Genomic DNA, 19,186 nt, shown 5'->3' with positions numbered 1-19,186 from the left:
CAGCTCAGATTGCTATCTTGATTCGGTTAATAGCCAGTATTTATAAGCCATGTCAGCATTTATTAAGTCTTTTTATCACAAATTATTCCCAGCTAGACAGCTGTTGATCCGCCAAAATGGTGAGGTTAAGCATGTGATATTAGCACCTTGGTTACAAGTTTCAGCTGTAGTGGTTGTTTTAATTGCTTTGGCTTGGTTGGCGGTATCTACCCTACAAATTTATTCGCAAACCAACAAAATCTCCGATATTGAGCAAAACCAACTATCAAAACAACAACAGTGGCAACTGCAAAAACAACAACAACAACAGCAATACGAAAAACAATTAGCACAGCTTGCCGAATTGGAACAAAAACATGCTTTATTGCAGAGCATGATTGATTCTTTACCTGAGTCGATGAGCAATCCAACAGAAGATGCCGCAACAATCGAAAATGTCGCTCCCAACGAGCAACAAGACGATTTTCATGAGCCACTCGTTGATGAAAAAAACCCACAAAATGCACAAGCCAATTTACTTTCAGTTGAGCAACGCTTTGCTCAACTCGACGCTCACTACTTAAAAAGCTTTTTACAAATTGAGCAACAAGTAGAGTTACGTCACCAAGATATTTTAACCATGCTCAAAGGTGCAGGGCTTGATAGCGCCTTAGCGCGTAATCTCAATGGAGACATGACAGAAACCGCACAAGGTGGTCCATTGGATTTATTTGATGAATCTAAGATCCCTGCTGAGTTTTTAGTCATCGCCGATAAACTGCTGGCGTTGAATAAGCTTGAAAATTTACTCAGTGAGTTACCGCAAACTCTGCCAGCAGCTAATTACTATATTTCGAGTAGTTTTGGCCTGCGTAAAGACCCTGTAAATAAGCGCCATGCTTATCACAAAGGGGTCGATTTAGCGGGTTGGCATAAAACCGAAATCTTTGCCCCTGCTGATGGGACTGTACTACGTGCAGGGCGTAACGGTGGCTATGGTAACTTTATTGAATTACAACATAAAAATGGCTTTGTAACGCGGTTTGGTCACTTAAATAAAATCAACGTAAAAAAAGGCCAAACGGTAACTAAAAATGATGTTATTGGCTTAATGGGCAGCACTGGCAGAAGTACCGGTACTCACCTACACTATGAAGTATTACTTAACGACAAACATGTCAATCCTGTCAAAATAACAAAGGCGCTTTCTCGTGTTCGGTAAAAAAAAATCAACTGTAAGTAACTCTTCTGATTCGCAATTAAAAAGAACCAACCACACGCCATCGATCATTTCTGAAGATGTTCGCTTAACCGGCAGTTTGGTTAGCCAAGGCGAAGTACAACTTGATGGTCGTATTGATGGTGATGTGCGCGTCAACCACTTAGTTATTGGTAACACTGGCTGTGTAGAGGGCTCAGTGGTTGCTGAAAGCGTGATTGTAAAAGGCAAGATCATTGGCTCACTCAATGCCAGCAAAGTGGTTATTGAGCGCTCGGCGCAAGTGCATGGTGATGTTTACCAAGATACACTCAGTATTGATGCTGGCGCCATTATTGAAGGTAACTTAAAACAACGTCATGAAGCAGAAACCGTTGAGTTAATTACTAATAATACCGAATCAAAAGCCGAGCTTAGCTCAGTATTGAGTGAAGGCGATAACGACTTGTCGTTCTTCAATAAACAAGCCGCAGAAAAAGAGTAAACTATTTTTTCTTAGTGATGTACATCGTAATATCGGCAGTGAATACCAGTTCACTGCGGGTATTATAAAGTTTAACCGGTACAACTAAATCTTCTTTATCTTGCCATTGTCTTGGCATAGCAATCTCAGCTACCGCGGTCACATCGGTGTCCACTTTCGCTAAATACTGCACTGTCATACCTTTGGGTATCCAACGATGGGTTTTATACGGCACTGTTGCATCAACCATTACGCCAGCACACAACTCAGCTAAATTACATTGAGCAATGGCATGAATAGTACCAATATGATTATGCACACTGCGGCGGTTTTTCACTACAGCACTGCAATACCCCTCTTTTACGTCCAAAATAGTAGGTTTCATCGAGCCAAAATAAGGCGCTTTAAAGCACACTACTTTGCTAAATAACCAATTGCCTAGCGGTAAATTTTTTAATTTTAACCATGTTTTTAAAACCACTGATTTGTCACTCATAACTTTCTTAATTAAAAGGCATAGAGATTAAAATTAACACATCAGACCAGATAGCTGAAGTGTATTTATTTCTTGTCTTGATAATTTTCAGTCAGGTCGGCCATATGGCCTTTCTTTTTTATTTTTGCAGACTTAAAATACGCGGCAAAAGGAGCCTTCATGCCAACAACTGATCACCGCAGTCATCTTAGTGTTATTTTAATTCTTGCCTTACTGGTTATATTTTGCCCATTAGCAATTGACATTTACCTACCCGCGTTTCCAACCATCGCGGAACAATTTCAAGTCGGCGAAAAACAAGTGCAACAAACCGTTGCGATTTTTATGCTCACGGTTGGCTTGGGGCAATTAATTGCTGGCCCTCTAGCTGATAAGTTTGGCCGCAAACCTGTTGCACTTAGCGGTATCATACTTTATGCCGTTGCTTCGCTTGGCGCTTATTACGCACCACATTTTAACGCTATGTTGCTAGCACGTGCAGTGCAAGGTCTGGGCGCATGTGCAACATTTGTGGTTGCTTTTGCCATCGTACGGGATCGTTTTGGTAGTGAGCGCAGCGCACAAATGATCACCTACTTAAACGGTATTGTTTGTTTCATTCCTGCCTTAGCGCCCATTTTAGGTGCATGGCTTACGCTGCAGTTTGGTTGGCGAATGAATTTTCTGTTTTTAGCTGGCTTTGCGTTATTGGGTTTATTGGTTACTTTATTGATGTTCAAAGAAACACGCCCTGCCGACAGCGTATATCATGGCCATATTCTCGATTTAAGGCGCTTTATTCCCATCATTAGCACCCCACTATTTCTTTTTAATAGCTTAATTTGCATGGTGGCTATGTCGGCAATATTAGTGTTTGTAACACTCGCTCCTGGTTGGCTTATCACTAAACTCGGCGGCTCTGTAGGTAGTTTCACCTTTTGGTTTACTCTCAATGCCGTACTGAGCATTGTCGCAAGTTTTATCACGCCGCTTTATATTAAGCGTCAACCAAAGCGTGCCCTTAAGGTAGGATTATTACTGCTTGTATTATCTGGTGTGCTGATGCTTAGCCTTAGCCAATATAAAACGCCACTGGCTTTAATGGCGCCCATGTTTATTGCTGCCTTTGGTTTTGCATTAACCTTAGGCTCAGCCGCAGGCAGAGCATTGAGCTTATTTCCACGACAAGCAGGAACAGCGTCAGCACTCATTGGCGTTATGCAAATGAGTGGTGCTAGCTTACTGGTTTTTATTACCCAATTTCTCAATTTAACCACGCCTTTGTTAATTGGCCTGCATTTTCTTTTGCTAGTCCCTTTTACTTACTTTGCATTTATCAATCATCGTATATCATAAAAAAGAATGGTGATGCTTTTTCAAGTTGTTTAATCCAACCAAATTAAGCGGGCAAATGCCCGCTTTTTCTTTGCCTGTAAGCTTGTTAAGATCAGCCATCTATTACTAATAAATTGCGCTGATGATCAATCCAGAATTTTTACTGTCCTTTTTAGCGGCCAGCTTTTTAATCGCTGTGGCGCCGGGGCCATCAAACGCTTTTTTAATGGCGCAAACCTTTGCTAATGGCCGCACTGCTGGCTTACAAAGTGCGTTTGGCTTTGCCCTTGGTGGTGTAGTGCATACTTTTTTTGCTGTGGTTGGCTTAACTGCAATTTTAAAAGCATCTGCGGTTGCTTACGCGACAGTGCAATATGCCGGTGCCGCTTATTTATGTTACTTAGGCATAATGATGCTAAAAAGCACCTTTGTAACAATAAATGACGACTGTGATGACAAGCCCCATGTCAGCACCAGTAAAAAGCAAAATGTAATGTTTCAAGCAATGATGACGGAAGTGCTCAACCCTAAAGTCGCACTGTTTTTTATTGCCTTTATTCCACAGTTTGTGGATCCGAGTTTATCCAGCTCTACCACATTTCAGCTGGCTTTTTTTGGCTTGCTCTACCCTATTTTCGCATTCCCTATTGATTGCACTTATATTTATTTTGGCGATAAAATTGCAAGTTATTTCAGGGACAACCCAAATACGCAATTGTGGATAGACCGAATTACAGGTATTGTGTTTATAGCACTTGCTATCAACCTTTTAGTGTAAAAAATAATAAGAGTCAGCATGGAACAAAAACAGCAAACATTACCCGCTAAAAAAAACATCGCGCTAGTCGCTCACGACGGGAAAAAAGCCGCATTACAGGCGTGGTGTAATAAACATCGTGATGATTTGAGTCAGCATACCTTGTATGGCACAGGCACCACAGGTCACCTAATAGAAAAAAATACCGGGTTAGATGTAATCAAACTACTTAGCGGCCCAATGGGTGGCGATCAGCAATTAGGCGCTAAAATAGCCGAACACGAAATCCATATGTTGATTTTCTTTTGGGATCCGCTCGCCTCTCAGCCTCATGATCCTGATGTTAAAGCGTTATTGCGTTTAGCAGCAGTGTGGAATATTCCCGTGGCGTGTAATGAAGTGAGTGCTGATATGTTGTTAAGTTCATCATTAATGCATGTAGAGCTTGAGCGCAGCTTGCCAGATTACGAAAAGTATCTGGCAACCCGACAAGTTACGCTATAAACGCAGCCACAGATTAACGATAAAGCATGCTTGCCCATTTAGTGAGCCCAGCGGTGACACTACCGAAGTGATCACCGTTCACCATTTTTATGTCTCCTAAATGCTCAACTAATGCCGCTTTGATCAGCGGTGATTGGGCGCTACCACCAGTAAGATAAATAACATCAGGTACGGCGCCAGCATCTTTAATCGCTTGTTTTGCTAAGCTCACTATTTGCATAATAGAATCATCAACCGCCAATGCTAAATCATCGCGTGATAACGCTTTGTGTAATTGTGGCGCTAAAAATTCGAGCTCACAATTAAACTCAGTGGCTGACGATAAAGCAATTTTTGCCGCCTCCCCTTGCTGAACTAGCTGATGGCCCTGCTTATTTTGTTGCAAATCGATCAGTCGTTGAAATAACTCGGGCGCTTGAACTTCTCGTAGTTGAGTAAGTAACTCGCGAGTATGCTGCTGACTATAAAACTGGCTTTGTAAATTCACATCATTGATTTTACAGGCTTGCCAAAATGGCTGATTAGGTAAAGGCAAACCCGATTTAAACTTACTGCCTAACCCGAGCAAAGGCATAAGCGCATGGTAGCTCAGGGCAATATCAAGATCATTACCGCCAATACGTTTACCTGTATGAGCCAAAAAGTCATGATCACGCTCACTGCTGTTACGAAAGCTGGGGCCCATTTGTACAAACGAGCAATCACTCGTACCACCACCAATATCGATAACTAACACTTTTTGATCGTGCTGTAAGTCACTTTCATAATCAATTCCCGCTGCGAGCGGTTCATACAAGAACGCGACCTCTTTAAAGCCTGCGCGTTTTGCTGCACGCTCTAAAATTCCTAATGCTTGTTGGTTTGATTGCTCTCCACCCACGGCTTGAAAATTTACCGGGCGGCCAATGACCGTTTGTGTTAACTCTTTTTGTAGTGATGTTTCAGCACGCTGTTTGATTTTTAAAATCATCGCGGTGGCAATATCTTCAAAGAAGTTGATTTGTCCTTGCTTTAAGCCTATTGCCCCAAAAAATGATTTCGGGGATTTAACAAAGTAGCCTTCTTCAGGAAACTGCACATATTCATTAATGGCTTCGCGGCCAATAAAGAGATTTTCTTCACCGGGAGCAAGGTCTAAATCCGACTTGATCCGCACCATGGTATTAAGTAATGCCTGACGCTGGCTTTTAAAATCACTTTCATATGCGCTGCCAGTTAAATGTTGGGCAACAAAATCAACGACTAACGCACTATGATGGGTGTACAAAGTAGAGGGTAAGTAGTGCTTTCCTTGTTCTAACGGTACTAGCTCGACAACGTTTTGTGCATTCATTACACCCATTGCACAATTAGAACTACCATAATCAAAACCAACAAACATCCCGCCACCACTACTTACTCAAAAGGCCGCGCAATTTAGCATACTTACCGGCTTTTTTAAACGTTATTCAGCTTTACGCTCGCGGATAAAACTGGCAAAGCGTGGCAGGCCATTTTTGGTAAAGCCATGATAGCGATAAGTGATCGTAGCCCCAATGGCCGGTGGGGTTTGCCGTTGTTGATCAGTAAAGCCTGTGCCAATAGTAAATTGTAAACCTTCAGCGGTTACTACCCGCAGTGCTCCTAACATATTTTGGTATTTGCCTTTACCAGGTAAATGCTCGATCACGACCGCTTCATTATCCATATAAGGTTTTAGCTTTAACAATGCATCGCTACGGCCACTTTTGTGTATTGCCGTGGCTAAATGTAGCATCACGCCTTCACCACCTTGTTCAATTACCTGCTCAAAAAAAGTGGATAGCGCTTGCTCTGTGGTGAAATGATGTTGCTGTACCGCCCGAATATGTGAACGGTTTATCCGATTTACTAAGTTAAGGTAATTTTGATAGCGTTCTTGAAATGGGCTTGTTTGATCTGGCATATCAAAAACCTGATAGGTTACTGTTTGCCAGTCACTGTCTAACGGTTGTAGAGTACGCACAATACCGCTAAGTGCTGCAAAATCGCCGCGTTTAGTCCACAGCTCCCCATCTAATCGCAAGTTAGGTAAGTCAGCTACAAACCATGCAGGAGCATGGATCACATTATCGTTACGGGTTATAAACTCAGTGCCAGTCCAAATAGCCCGCACTCCGTCAAATTTTTCACTTACTAAATAATTACTTATGGCGGGGGCTTTGTCTTGCTGATACACCTTAGCAAGTTGTGCATTTGCAGTTAGTTGTGGTTCGGTTGCCCAACAACTAAACGCTGTGAGCAACAACCATATTGTGATTAGTCCGTTTCGCATGTCAGTCCCTTGTTTTTATCCAAGCAGACTAAAACTATAGCTTAGTTTGTACCCATTGCCATAGTTGCTGTAAATTATCCATGCGCGAAAATGCCAAACTTAAATCATGCTCTAAAGTATGTTTATTCGGTATTGCCACCACAGCGACTTTTGCATTCGTGGCAGCGGTTACACCAGTATGGGTATCTTCTACCGCAATCGCTTGCTCGGCTGAAATACCTAAGGTAGAAAGTGCCAGTAAATAAGGGTCACCTGCGGGCTTTGGGTTTTGCACATCATCTTTAGTAACAACGCAATCAAACAACTCATAGAAGCCATACCCTTTTAAAATCGGCAACGCTTCAAGGCGAGCACTGCCTGTCACCAGTGCCATCTTTAAACCACTTTGTTTAACCTTGTGTAAAATCTCTTTAGCAAAAGGCATCAGGGCTGGCAGTTGTGTTAGTACAAATTCTTCAAAGGCATCATATTTAGCTTGTACTAACCACTGCGGCGTTACTGATAAGTTGTATTGCTCAACCACTTCAATTGCGGCTTCTAACGTGGGTCGACCTGAAAAGCGTTGGCAAAACTCATCTTCATCATAACTTACACCAAACGGCGCTAAAATATCATTCCAGCAGGTAAAATGGACACTTTCGGAATCGACCAAGGTGCCATCCATATCAAATAGTACTGCTTTTAAAGTCATCCTCATTCCTTTATTTAACAATCAAAAAAGGCGCACAAGGCACCTTTATACTATATCAATTACTCAGTTAATCCCGCAGGCGGCTCGGCAAAAGCCTCTTCGCCCGTTGCAACGTCAACCAGTTCATAACCGCGCTCTTTTCTAACCACTTTTAAAACTGGTTTTTCAAACGCTGTTTTTAAACGATCTGCATCGGCCTGTAATTCTTCAACGGTGTTACCAAAAGGCGCGGCACCGGTTTCTGACCAATTCGTTACTTTACCATTTAGGTTATATTCAACTTCATGAATTTGATATTGCGCCGCTTCATCTTTGGTTGCTTCACAAAAAATCACTCGGTAGTTCCAAAATCCAGCCATGACTATTCTCTTTAAAATATAATTAGCGCTACTTTAGCAGCTCTAATAGGGCTTTTCACTAAGCGAAAACAAAAAGCCCGCAAATAATGCGGGCTTTAACCTATTTAGTTAAAGTTTAGTTTAGTAAAACTTAACTTTAAATTCAGCACCAATATAACGCTCTTCGTTAACCATACCAGTGTTATTATTGAAGTCGATAGCACCAATAACTTGTTGCTCGTCAAACATGTTACGAACAAAAGCAGATACTTCGTATTCATAATCACCTTCTGCCCATGCATAACCTGCTCGCAGACCTGTTTCTAATAGTGATTTACCTTCAAACTCAACTGACTCATATAAGAAGAAGTCAATTTCGCTGCGGTATGAAATATCGGTATAAGCGAAGAAGTCGCCACCAGCCAGCTCTTTAGTATAACGAAGCGTTAAGTTAGAGATCCACTCTGGCGCATGTGGAAGGCTATTACCATCTAAAATAGCGCGATCTTCAGGGCCAAATGCCCCAGGAACTTGGAATGTTGGATCTTTCACAGTGCACTGCGCACATACTGCAACAGCGAGATCATTATCTTTCAGCTCAGTTTTGTTGTAGCTTAAGTTAAATGTGGCATTTAACTCATCAGTTAATACCCATTCAGTATCTAACTCAAAACCATAACCGGTCGTTTTATCAGCATTCACTAAACGGTTAAAGTTGGCGCCACCACCAACAGCCGTTAACTGTTGATCATCCATTTGATAGTAAAAAACAGTCGCATTTACACGGCCACGACCATCTAATACGTCTGATTTAATGCCTGTTTCGTATGATGTAACAGTCTCTGATTTAGCAACAGTGACTTCATCACCAAATAAAATACGACCTTGAATACTTGGTGCTCGGAAGCTATTAGCAATACGCGCATACCAGTTAACATCGTCGTTGATTTTATAGTTTGATGAAATATCCCAGCTGATATGATCATCGCTTGGGTTTTCAGTTAAAAACAATGCTCCACCGCCTGCAGGGCTTAATGTACGATTTGCTGAAAACTCTTTTTCATCATCAGAATAACGAAGGCCAGCAGTTACTTTAAAATCATCAGTGAAAGTGTAATCAACTGAGCCGAATACAGCCCATGCTTTAGTGTCTTGCTGCTGTATTACGTAGCCGTTTAGTGCTCCATTAGCTGCCGTGTCATAGCTATAATTCTCAATAGTTAGCGCTTCATCAAAGTAAAATAGACCCACTTGATAATTTAAATCGCCAGCAAAATTGCTTGATAAGCGAAGTTCTTGCGTATACTGATCATGTTCTGGAATACCATCTGCACTTTCTGAAGAGAATGGAATAAAACCAGGACCCATAGCAACAGGTACGTCATTGATTGAATAACCGCCGTAACCGCCGTCGATATCTGCGCGAGAATAAATTTCAGCGCTTTCCCATGCTGAGATAGAGGTAATTGTATGGTTCGCTAAATCCCACTCAAGCTTTAAACTTGCACCTTGAGAGTCAACTTGTTGAGTTGCACGTGATGCTGCATCATGAAAAACCACATCATGCTCATAGCCATCCACTAAGTCATTACTGCCTTGCTTGATAACATTGGCACGGAACGCAATTGGAGAACCATCCATATCACGGATATGGTAGTTAAATAAGCCAGTGAAATCGTCACCTTCGTACAAAAATTGAATACGAGCAGCTTGATCTGTATAACCACCTAAAGCATCTTTTTGCTCAAAGCCAGGCGCACGATTATCAATATAATCGTCTTTATCTTGCCACAATACAGAAACACGTGTTGATAAACGGTCTGTTAATGCACCACCTACCGCGCCTTCAAAATCAACTGCACCACGGCTACCATATGATACTGAACCATAACCATCAAAGTCTTGGCTTGGTTTAACTGTATCAAATTTGACTAGGCCCGCAGGCGTGTTACGACCAAACAAAGTACCTTGGGGACCACGTAAAACTTCTACGCGTGCCACATCAAATACAGGGAAGCCTTTTAAAATAGCATTTTCTTGGACAACTTCATCAACTACCAATGATACTGGCTGTGAAGCATTTAAATCGAAATCGGTATTACCTAGGCCACGAACATAAAAGCGTGGGAAAGAGCGACCAAATGAAGATTCAATAGATAAGCTTGGGATTTTCGCATTCATAAAACGAATATCCATACCAGCAGAGCTGTATGCATCTAAGTTATCACCTTGTAGAGCAGAAACCGCCACAGGTACTTCCTGTGCATTTTCTACACGCTTACGTGCAGTGATTTGAATAACTTCTAATAGCTTGCTTTTTGCACTTGGAGCTTGTTCATCAGCTGCAAGAGTAGAAAATGAAGTACCTGCTACGGCAGAGAACAACGTTGCATTAATTAGGGTTGCTAACGTAGATCTTTTTCATTGCTTTCATGTCGGGTTTTAACCTTTTTAGTGCACTCTTGTTCAACGGTTGGTGTGTTGCGCCAAATTCACTCGGCGGGCTCGGCCAATTTTTCGCGCCTTGCAGTAAGCTGCGCGGACCTCTTTGTCGAGAGTGCAAAACGAAGTAAAGAGGCTGAACGAACGATGAAGATTATAGCACTGTGTGACAGTTTTGCTGCATAAATATGTACAATAAAACAAACTTTTTACAACAAATAACGACATGATAAGCGAACTTTGACGATTTTATGCAAATATATTTATTTCATGCGGACATTTGTCCTGTCAATCACATTACTGTAAATGTATTGAGCATCAATAAGTAGGGGGCGCTAATTAGCTATAATGCTCAATGGGTAAACCTAGCATAGCCAAATTTAATTCTGCTATACAATACTTCTGCAAAGTTAATAGATATATTTTATTGATAAATCACACCTTGTGCTAATGTATATAAACATAACAGAGCTAATCATTAAGGAATAAGATGGATCTCACCTCAACACTTTCAAAAAATTGGTCGGTACTCTTTATACGCGGCTTAATTGCAATCATTTTTGGTGTGATCACTTGGTTTGCACCGAGCGCCTCACTGAGTATTATGCTGTTATTTTTTGCCGGCTATTTTTTATTTGATGGCATGCTAAGAACATGGATCGCTTGGAATTCTAAGCAACACAACCCTTATTGGCGCTGGTTATTGGCTGGTGGGGTGTTATCAATCATCGCAGGGCTTGTTACCCTATTTGCGCCGAACGTTACCGCAATACTATTACTTTATTATGTCGCTGCGTGGGCCATTGCCATTGGTGCTGTTGAAATTTTTGTCGCACTTAAATTACGAGCTGAAATTTCAGGTGAATGGCTATTAATTATTACCGGCGCCCTGTCAGTACTATTTGGCTTGTATTTAATTTTTAACCCCAGTGCTGGGATCCATACTCTACTTTGGTTAGTCGCCACTTACGCAGTGCTTTTTGGTGCTTTAATCGTACTGTTCTCGTTAAAGCTCAAAAAACTAGCACAACAGCAATAACTCAAACTAAAAAGTCGTTTAGTGCACTTGGCAATAAACGACTTTTATACACAGTAATAGATGTAGTTATTTCAACGTGCGTCTCGTTAAAGCAATTTCACCATCAATATGAATATCGCGCTGCGGGAAGGAAATCGTGACGTTATGTTCTGCAAACACTTTATAAATACTAAAGCGAATATCACTGCGCACTTGCCGTAGCATAGTTTCAGACTCCGCACAGACCCAAAATATAGCATTGAACACTAATGAGCTGTCAGCAAAGTCATCAAATAATACTGAAGATGCTGGAGTCGGTAATATTGCAGGGTGTTCACTTAATACTTGTTTAATTAGCTTTTCAACTAGCAGTACATCCGAGCCATAGGCAACGCCAACACTCACAGATGAACGTGCATTGCGATCTATCAAGGTCCAGTTAGTCACTGTGTTTTCAAGTAATTGACTGTTTGGGATCAACATATGCACACCATCATTGCGACGAATACGAGTTGATCGGGTATTAATGGTCTCGACTACGCCTTTTGCAGTCCCCACTTCTAAAAAGTCACCAATACGAATTGGTCGCTCCCACATTAAGATCCAGCCACTGATGAAGTTATTAATAATATTTTGCGCGCCAAACCCCACCCCAATTGCAATAGCACCAGAGACAAAAGCAAATGCTGTAAGGGGAATATTTAGCACTTCTAAAGACGTAAAAACTAATATCGCAATACTTAATACTAAATAGATACGGGTAAATAACAGCACCGCATCAGGGTTCATTTTGCGCGCCAGCAGGGTTTTACGAATTAAACGGCCAATGCGAGTGACCACAAACCACATCGCAAAAAGTATCAAAGGGACTTGAATAACTTTAGCGACGGTAATTTCAATGTTGTTATAACTAAAAATTACATACGATAAATACTGAAAGACTAACTCTAACGTCATACTTTTTCCAAAATAAATAAAACAAGACACCTATTCAGGGTTAAGTAAGTTTAGCACGCCATAATGGCATTTACGGAGAAGTTAAAGTTCAATATGTTTTTTATGAATAAATTATTAACAATTCCTTACAACTGATGCTATAAATATATTGTAAGGTAAATAAAGCGTGAGGAGAGATCGATGTCACAACTAACCTTAAATCAAAAGTTAGCCACTTTGCAGCCTTTGGTTGATCTAGAACTATTTGAGTCTAGCTTAGATTACCGAAATAAAATTTTGTCTGTTCTTGCAGAGCAAGAGCAAACTTTAAACTTAATTAACAAAGAGTTCGGTCACCAGCAGCCAGCCAGCTTTGGTAGTGAAAAGAAGTTTGTATTAGGTTACAACTAATTTTGCTGTGCATGATTAACTATTTAGTAAATTACCCATTAAGTAATATGACAACAACCTAACAGTAGCTTTTATATTAGTAATTATATTTTAGCTACTATTTTCAAGTTTTCCGATATTTTATCCGTAAAGCTCGTATTTTGCGCTCAATCCCCCCATTAAACCGATAAACTTTATTGTATATAATCTAAAATTTGCTAAGTTAAGATGCTTAATGCCTTACCTGTCTTAAAAGGCTTATTTTTTTATTGGAGCTCTTATGCGCAAATCTCTCATCGCTAGCACTATTGCTAGTGTTTTACTATTATCCGCTTGTAGTTCACAACAAGCAGAAGACTCATCAGCACAAGCATCTCAAGTACAAACAGTTAATATTGATAATGTATTAATGAAGCCAAGCCCACTGCAATACATGGCACCAGAATTTGATAAGTTTGGCACTAAAGATTACGAGCCAGTCTTTGACGCCGGTATTGCCGAGCAAAAAGCACAGATCGCAGCAATTGCTAACAACCCTGCTCCTGCAACATTTAAAAACACATTGGTAGAGCTTGAGTTATCAGGCGAGTTACTTGACCGAGTATCAACAGCGTTTTATAACTTATCTGGTTTAATTTCAGACAGTGAATACCAGCGTATTGCCGCTAAAATGGCACCGGTACTATCGGCCCACTCTGATGACATTTACTTGAATAAAGCATTATTCTCTCGCGTTGAAAGCATTTATAACAACAAAGCAAACCTAAACGCTGAAGACCAACGTCTAGTTGAGTTTTACTACACTAAATTTGTCAATGCTGGTGCAAAACTTAACGAAGCACAAAAAACCAAAATGCGTGAGATCAACGCAGAGCTTGCTAAGTTATCAACTGAATTTTCGCAAAATATCCTAAAGTCATTTAAAGAAGATGTGATCTTAGTGACAGATAAAAGTGAGTTAGCGGGTCTGTCTGATGGCGAAATTGACAGCTTAGCCGCAGCTGCTAAAAAAGCAGGCAAAGAAGGCTACATGATCACGCTAGTGAACACCACGCAACAGCCAATTTTAAGCAGCCTTGAAAACCGTAAATTACGTGAGCGTATTTTTAAAGCATCCGCAACGCGTGCACAAAACACTAACGGCCCTATCATTATCAAAGAAACCAACCTACGTGCGCAAAAAGCAGAGTTACTTGGTTATAAAGATTGGGCATCGTATGTAATGACTACGCGTATGGCTAAAACCACTGACAATGTATACGGCATTTTAGATGACCTTGCACCAAAAGCAGTGAACAAAGCCAAAGCTGAAGCGGCTGAAATCCAAAAAGTGATTGATGCATCGGGTGAAACTTTTGCACTACAGCCTTGGGATTGGGCATTTTATACTGAAAAAGTACGTCAAGCTAAGTATGACCTAGACCCAGCGCTTGTTAAGCCTTATTTTGAAATGCAATCAGTGATCCATGACGGATTATTCTTCGCGATGAAAAAACTGTACGGTATTACCTTTAAAGAGCGTAAAGATTTACCGGTTTATCACGAAGACGTCATGGTATTTGAAGTATTTAACGCAGATGGCAGCGCCATTGGTTTATTCTACATGGACCCGTATGCGCGTGAAGGTAAACGTGGCGGTGCTTGGATGAGCTCATACGTGGGTCAAAGTGGTTTAAAAGGCACAAAACCGGTAATTTACAACGCACAGAATATTCCAAAGCCTGCAGATGGCCAGCCTACATTAATGACCTTCTCTGAAGTAACGACTATGTTCCATGAATTTGGTCATGCGGCGCACGGTTTATTCTCAGACGTTAAATACCCAAGCCTTGCAGGTACTGCAACAGCGCGCGACTTTGTTGAGTTCCCTTCACAAGCAAACGAAGATTGGAACATCGAACCAACAGTACTTGCTAACTACGCTAAGCACTATAAAACCGGTGAGCCTATTCCAAAAGAGCTACTAGCAAAAGTACTTGAGTCACAAAACTTCAATCAAGGTTTTGGCACCACTGAATACTTAGCAGCCGCATTGCTTGATATGGAATGGCATTCATTTGGTTCTGATGAAGATATCACTGACGTACAAAAATTCGAGCACGAAGCACTTGAAAAACACGGTATAGCTTATTACCCAGTACCACCGCGTTATAAGTCTTGTTACTTTAGCCATACTTTTGCCGGTGGTTACTCAGCAGGTTACTACGCATACCTTTGGACTGAAGTATTTGCAGCCGACGCGTTTGCGCACATGACCGAGCAAGGCGGCCTTACTCGTGAAAACGGTGATAGCTTCCGTAAAGAAATTCTATCAAAAGGCAACAGTCGCGACTTAATGCAAAGCTACATTGAGTTCCGTGGTCAAAAGCCAACCACCGATGCGCTGCTGAAGCGCCGTGGTTTAGTTGAATAAAGTAAACTAATATTACTGGGAGCCCGCAATGGGCTCTCACTTTTCATCGCAATCAGCCTGTGTTTTTGGCTTTCTAACTCAAATTAGCTCCCTCTCGTTTTCTCTGTGCTAGTCTGAATAAAAAATTCAGGACTACTCTATGAAACATACACTTATATTTTCAACCTGCTTAGTACTAGCTGCATGTTCGACTCAACCAACAGAGCGCGCCGATATCGTGATCGCTAATGCCACGGTTATTGATGTAAAAACAGGGCAACTTAGTGCCGATCAATCTCTTGCCATCCGTGATGGTGTGATCATTAAACGCAGCAACCAGTCGCTAAAAAATAACTTCATTACCGATAATTACATTGATGCTAATGATCAATTTCTAATGCCAGGGCTTTGGGATATGCATGTCCATTTTGGTGGCGGCGAAGAACTGATAGAAGAAAACAAGCAACTGCTACCGTTATATTTAGCATACGGTATTACCACTGTGCGTGATGCAGCTGCGGATCTAAGTGAGTCAGTTTTAAATTGGCGAGCGCAAGTAAATAGTAATCAATTAGTTGGCCCAACAATTTATACCTCAGGACCAAAACTTGAAGGTAAAGGCTCAATTTGGCCTGGCGATTTAGAAGTAGAAACCGTTGCAGAAATGAACGCAGCGATAGATAGCCTAGATGCTATGAATGTGGACTTTATCAAAATCACCGACAGTGCATTAACACCTGAACTTTATTTAAAAGCAGTTAAAGAAGTGAAAAAACGTGGCTACCAAATATCTGGTCATATTCCGTTTTCGCTATCAGTTACAGATGTATCAAATGCAGGGTTAGACGCCATCGAGCACATGACTTACTTATTAAAAGCCGCCGCAAGCAACGAGCCTGAAATATCAGCAAAAGTCGCTTCAGGTGAGCTAAGTTACCGCAGTGCATTGCCAATTATCACCGCCAATATTGACACCCAAACAGCATTAAATAAATACGCCGTATTAGCTAAAAATAACACCGCAGTCGTACCTACTTTAATTGGTGGCCGAATTACCGCCTATATTGATGAAGATAACCATCAAACTGATGAGTTTTTAAATTACCTTGGCAAGGGCCTGAAAGCCACTTATCAATGGCGTGTAGATAGAGCTAATAAAGATACACCAGAGCAAATAAAGCAACGCAAAGAACGTTTTATAAAAACCGCACAGTTACTGCCACTGGCGCAACAAGCCGGCGTACCCATTATTGCCGGAACCGATGCTGGCTTTTTAAATTCATATATTTATCCTGGTTTATCACTGCATCAAGAATTGGCTATCTTTAGTGACTACGGACTAACGCCACTGCAAACACTGCAATCAGCAACCCTTGCAGGGCCAGAGTTTTTAGGTAAAAGCGAACAGTTTGGAGAGCTGACTGAAGGTAAAACCGCCGATATTATTTTGCTAACTGCTAACCCATTGCTTGATGTGCGTAACACCCAAAAACTCAGCGGGGTTATTTCGCATAGTCGTTATTATAACAAGGCCGCGCTTGAGCAGCTAAAAGCGGACGCAAAGCAATTTGTAGCGCAGCAATAAAGACTTAAAACAATGGCTCCCGTCGCTTTACGGGAGCTTTTTTATGATGCGATTATTATTTTATCGCTCACTGGTATAGAATCGTGTTTTTTGCAAAGACAACTCAACCATGACCTACCTGTTTGCAACCACCCTACTATGGGCTTTTTCATTTAGTTTAATTGGCGTTTACTTAGCAGGCCAAGTAGATGCTTGGTTTAGCGTCTTGATGCGTGTCGCTTTAGCAACCCTAGTATTTTTACCTTTTATAAAATACCGTGGCATAGAGCCTAAACTCATTGCCAAACTTATGCTAATTGGTGCGCTGCAACTTGGTGCCATGTATGGCTTTTATTACCACTCATTCTTATACCTTAGCGTACCTGAAGTACTGTTATTTACTGTGATGACCCCACTTTATATTGCACTATTAAACGATGTGATTGAACGACGCTTTAATCCACAGTTTTTATTTGTAGCAATATTGGCCATTGTTGGTGCTGTTGCTATTCGCTACCAAGGTATTGATGAAAACTTTTTGACAGGGCTACTACTGGTGCAAGCTGCCAACCTGTGTTTTGCCACAGGCCAAGTGACCTATAAACGTTTAATGGCAAACAGAAATATCCCTCAGCAAAGCGTGTTTGGCTGGTTTTTTATTGGCGCACTCATTGTTGCAAGTAGCTGCTATGTCTTATTTGGTGATGCAAACAAATTGCCTAGCACGTCAACACAATGGGGCATACTGATTTATTTAGGAATTGTGGCATCCGGTATTGGCTATTTTATGTGGAATAAAGGCGCAACTATTGTCAATGTGGGCGCACTGGCGGTGATGAACAACTTGCTTATTCCTGCAGGCATTGTTGTTAATGTGCTTATTTGGAATAGAGACGCAGACCTACTTAGATTAAGTATTGGCGCGGGAGTGATACTTTTTGCATTAGTGGTAAACCAAATAATGGCGAAAAGAGTAAATTAATTACTCTGTAGTGAAACTGTCACTAATAATTAGTAAGGTAGCGTCCACTTTGATTTTTAGGGACAAACAATGAAACACACACCTATACTAGCTAGTTGTTTATTATTAATTACACTCACTGGCTGCGCTGACGATACAGAAATAGTCGAAAAAGAAGTGGTTGTCAGCAACACTGAAGTTGAAATTGTTAAAGTTCCTACCCCTGTTATTGTTGAAGTAGCGCAAGGTACAAATATTCAACTCGGTGCTCGTCCTGACTACTTAATTGACGATATGACTACCAGCGCTCTAAAAACAAAATTAGAATCATGCAAAGACGGCCCTTTTTATCGTACTGATTTTTCAATTGGTCATCGCGGTGCACCGATGCAATACCCTGAGCATACTCAAGAATCTTACATTGCAGCAGCTCGAATGGGCGCGGGCATTGTTGAGTGCGATGTGACGTTTACAAATGATAAAGAGCTGGTATGTCGCCATTCACAATGTGATTTACATACCACCACTAATATTTTAGCGATCCCAGAACTTGCCGCTAAATGCAGCGTGCCATTTACGCCAGCGGATCCTAACAGTGGTACACCTGCTACAGCTAAATGTTGCACTAGCGATATTAGCCTGGCTGAATTTTTAACCCTTGAGGGTAAAATGGATGGCGCGAACACCAATGCAACGAATGTTAGCGATTATATGAAGGGTACACCGAGTTGGCGCACTGATTTATACGCTACCTCAGGTACACTCATGACTCACAAACAAAGTATTGCACTATTTAAAGAATTGGGTGTAAAAATGACCCCTGAGCTTAAATCTCCTCAAGTGAGCATGCCTTTTAATGGCATGACCCAAACACAATATGCGCAAAAAATGCTGGATGAATACACACAAATGGAGGTGCCCGCAAACCATGTTTATCCACAATCATTTAATTTAGCCGACGTAGAATATTGGATTAACACTAATCCTGAATTTGCAACACAAAGTGTTTATTTAGATGGTCGCGACAGCAATGCAGGGTTTGATCCTAATAACGCAGCAACATGGCAGCCAAGCATGGCAGAGCTCGCAACTGATGGCGTTAAAATTATAGCGCCCCCTATTTGGGTGCTACTGACTATAGATAACGACAACAATATAGTGCCCTCACAGTACGCCATAGATGCAAAAGCAGCAGGGCTTAATATTATTGCATGGAGCCTTGAGCGCTCTGGCCCTCTAAATAAAGGTGGCGGTTATTATTATCAGTCTATTAGTGATGTTATAGATAATGATGGCGATATGTTCACTGTGGTTGATGTTTTAGCACAAGAGGTTGGTGTAATGGGCATATTTTCCGATTGGCCAGCAACCGTAAGTTACTATGCTAGCTGTAATAAAATGCCTGCAAGTATTTAAACTTTAGGACGTG

General features: G+C 41.2%; 18 protein-coding genes. 11 read left to right on the top strand and 7 right to left on the bottom strand.

The window, feature by feature from the left end:
- The first annotated feature begins 49 nt into the window (after nucleotides 1-49).
- On the top strand, nucleotides 50-1,201 hold the full coding sequence (locus tag NDQ71_RS17140; protein WP_192540458.1) for a M23 family metallopeptidase: 1,152 nt from the start codon (nucleotides 50-52) through the stop codon (nucleotides 1,199-1,201).
- Nucleotides 1,191-1,682: a polymer-forming cytoskeletal protein gene (locus NDQ71_RS17135; RefSeq protein WP_192540459.1), complete on the top strand. Its 492-nt coding sequence runs from the start codon at nucleotides 1,191-1,193 to the stop codon at nucleotides 1,680-1,682. The genes NDQ71_RS17140 and NDQ71_RS17135 overlap by 11 nt, the downstream gene beginning before the upstream one ends.
- 1 nt (nucleotide 1,683) lies before the next feature.
- Here the strand turns inward: NDQ71_RS17135 and NDQ71_RS17130 are convergent, their stop codons facing one another.
- Nucleotides 1,684-2,157 carry a hotdog fold domain-containing protein gene (locus NDQ71_RS17130; RefSeq protein ID WP_064665809.1) on the bottom strand — a complete coding sequence of 158 codons (474 nt, stop codon included), beginning with the start codon at nucleotides 2,155-2,157 and terminating at the stop codon, nucleotides 1,684-1,686.
- A gap of 159 nt (nucleotides 2,158-2,316) precedes the next feature.
- Here NDQ71_RS17130 and NDQ71_RS17125 point away from each other — a divergent pair, with 159 nt between their 5' ends.
- The 3 genes from NDQ71_RS17125 (at nucleotide 2,317) to NDQ71_RS17115 (ending at nucleotide 4,732) form a co-directional block, all read left to right on the top strand.
- Complete coding sequence (locus tag NDQ71_RS17125) at nucleotides 2,317-3,492, top strand: multidrug effflux MFS transporter (RefSeq protein ID WP_301561923.1); 1,176 nt, start codon at nucleotides 2,317-2,319, stop codon at nucleotides 3,490-3,492.
- Nucleotides 3,493-3,613: 121 nt separating this feature from the next.
- Complete coding sequence (locus NDQ71_RS17120) at nucleotides 3,614-4,249, top strand: LysE family translocator (RefSeq protein ID WP_192540461.1); 636 nt, start codon at nucleotides 3,614-3,616, stop codon at nucleotides 4,247-4,249.
- 18 nt (nucleotides 4,250-4,267) lie between these two features.
- Nucleotides 4,268-4,732: a methylglyoxal synthase gene (locus tag NDQ71_RS17115; RefSeq protein ID WP_192540462.1), complete on the top strand. Its 465-nt coding sequence runs from the start codon at nucleotides 4,268-4,270 to the stop codon at nucleotides 4,730-4,732.
- Nucleotides 4,733-4,745: 13 nt separating this feature from the next.
- Here the strand turns inward: NDQ71_RS17115 and yegD are convergent, their stop codons facing one another.
- The 5 genes from yegD to NDQ71_RS17090 form a co-directional block, all read right to left on the bottom strand.
- Entirely contained in the window at nucleotides 4,746-6,113 is a 1,368-nt protein-coding gene (gene yegD, locus NDQ71_RS17110; RefSeq protein ID WP_301561922.1) for a molecular chaperone, read from the bottom strand.
- A gap of 63 nt (nucleotides 6,114-6,176) precedes the next feature.
- Nucleotides 6,177-7,025: a DNA ligase gene (locus tag NDQ71_RS17105; protein WP_192540464.1), complete on the bottom strand. Its 849-nt coding sequence runs from the start codon at nucleotides 7,023-7,025 to the stop codon at nucleotides 6,177-6,179.
- Nucleotides 7,026-7,059: 34 nt separating this feature from the next.
- Nucleotides 7,060-7,716, bottom strand: a complete 657-nt coding sequence (locus NDQ71_RS17100; protein ID WP_301561921.1) for an HAD family phosphatase — start codon at nucleotides 7,714-7,716, stop codon at nucleotides 7,060-7,062.
- 59 nt (nucleotides 7,717-7,775) lie between these two features.
- Nucleotides 7,776-8,075: a hypothetical protein gene (locus tag NDQ71_RS17095; RefSeq protein ID WP_192540465.1), complete on the bottom strand. Its 300-nt coding sequence runs from the start codon at nucleotides 8,073-8,075 to the stop codon at nucleotides 7,776-7,778.
- Nucleotides 8,076-8,195: 120 nt separating this feature from the next.
- Nucleotides 8,196-10,439, bottom strand: a complete 2,244-nt coding sequence (locus NDQ71_RS17090) for a TonB-dependent receptor (protein ID WP_225736450.1) — start codon at nucleotides 10,437-10,439, stop codon at nucleotides 8,196-8,198.
- A 547-nt stretch (nucleotides 10,440-10,986) separates the two neighbouring features.
- Here NDQ71_RS17090 and NDQ71_RS17085 point away from each other — a divergent pair.
- Complete coding sequence (locus NDQ71_RS17085) at nucleotides 10,987-11,535, top strand: HdeD family acid-resistance protein (protein ID WP_301561920.1); 549 nt, start codon at nucleotides 10,987-10,989, stop codon at nucleotides 11,533-11,535.
- 66 nt (nucleotides 11,536-11,601) lie between these two features.
- Here NDQ71_RS17085 and NDQ71_RS17080 read toward each other — a convergent pair whose 3' ends face one another.
- Entirely contained in the window at nucleotides 11,602-12,471 is an 870-nt protein-coding gene (locus NDQ71_RS17080) for a mechanosensitive ion channel family protein (protein WP_192540466.1), read from the bottom strand.
- A gap of 180 nt (nucleotides 12,472-12,651) precedes the next feature.
- Between NDQ71_RS17080 and NDQ71_RS17075 the strand changes: the two genes are divergently transcribed.
- The 5 genes from NDQ71_RS17075 to NDQ71_RS17055 all read left to right on the top strand — a co-directional run bounded on the left by NDQ71_RS17075 (nucleotide 12,652) and on the right by NDQ71_RS17055 (nucleotide 19,173).
- On the top strand, nucleotides 12,652-12,861 hold the full coding sequence (locus NDQ71_RS17075; protein WP_064665796.1) for a hypothetical protein: 210 nt from the start codon (nucleotides 12,652-12,654) through the stop codon (nucleotides 12,859-12,861).
- Between the two features lie 259 nt (nucleotides 12,862-13,120).
- Nucleotides 13,121-15,253 carry a M3 family metallopeptidase gene (locus tag NDQ71_RS17070; protein ID WP_301561919.1) on the top strand — a complete coding sequence of 711 codons (2,133 nt, stop codon included), beginning with the start codon at nucleotides 13,121-13,123 and terminating at the stop codon, nucleotides 15,251-15,253.
- A gap of 139 nt (nucleotides 15,254-15,392) precedes the next feature.
- The gene (locus NDQ71_RS17065) at nucleotides 15,393-16,817 is read left to right on the top strand and encodes an amidohydrolase family protein (RefSeq protein WP_301561918.1); all 1,425 of its coding nucleotides are present in this window, start codon (nucleotides 15,393-15,395) and stop codon (nucleotides 16,815-16,817) included.
- A gap of 109 nt (nucleotides 16,818-16,926) precedes the next feature.
- Nucleotides 16,927-17,778 (top strand): carboxylate/amino acid/amine transporter, encoded by an 852-nt coding sequence (locus NDQ71_RS17060; RefSeq protein ID WP_301561917.1) that lies wholly within the window; start codon nucleotides 16,927-16,929, stop codon nucleotides 17,776-17,778.
- Nucleotides 17,779-17,847: 69 nt separating this feature from the next.
- Nucleotides 17,848-19,173: a glycerophosphodiester phosphodiesterase family protein gene (locus NDQ71_RS17055; RefSeq protein ID WP_301561916.1), complete on the top strand. Its 1,326-nt coding sequence runs from the start codon at nucleotides 17,848-17,850 to the stop codon at nucleotides 19,171-19,173.
- Nucleotides 19,174-19,186: the final 13 nt, after the last annotated feature.

It is taken from the genome of Pseudoalteromonas sp. KG3 (assembly GCF_030436385.1).
Classification (GTDB): Bacteria; Pseudomonadota; Gammaproteobacteria; order Enterobacterales; family Alteromonadaceae; genus Pseudoalteromonas; species Pseudoalteromonas prydzensis.
This window is presented reverse-complemented; position numbering and strand designations above follow the sequence as displayed.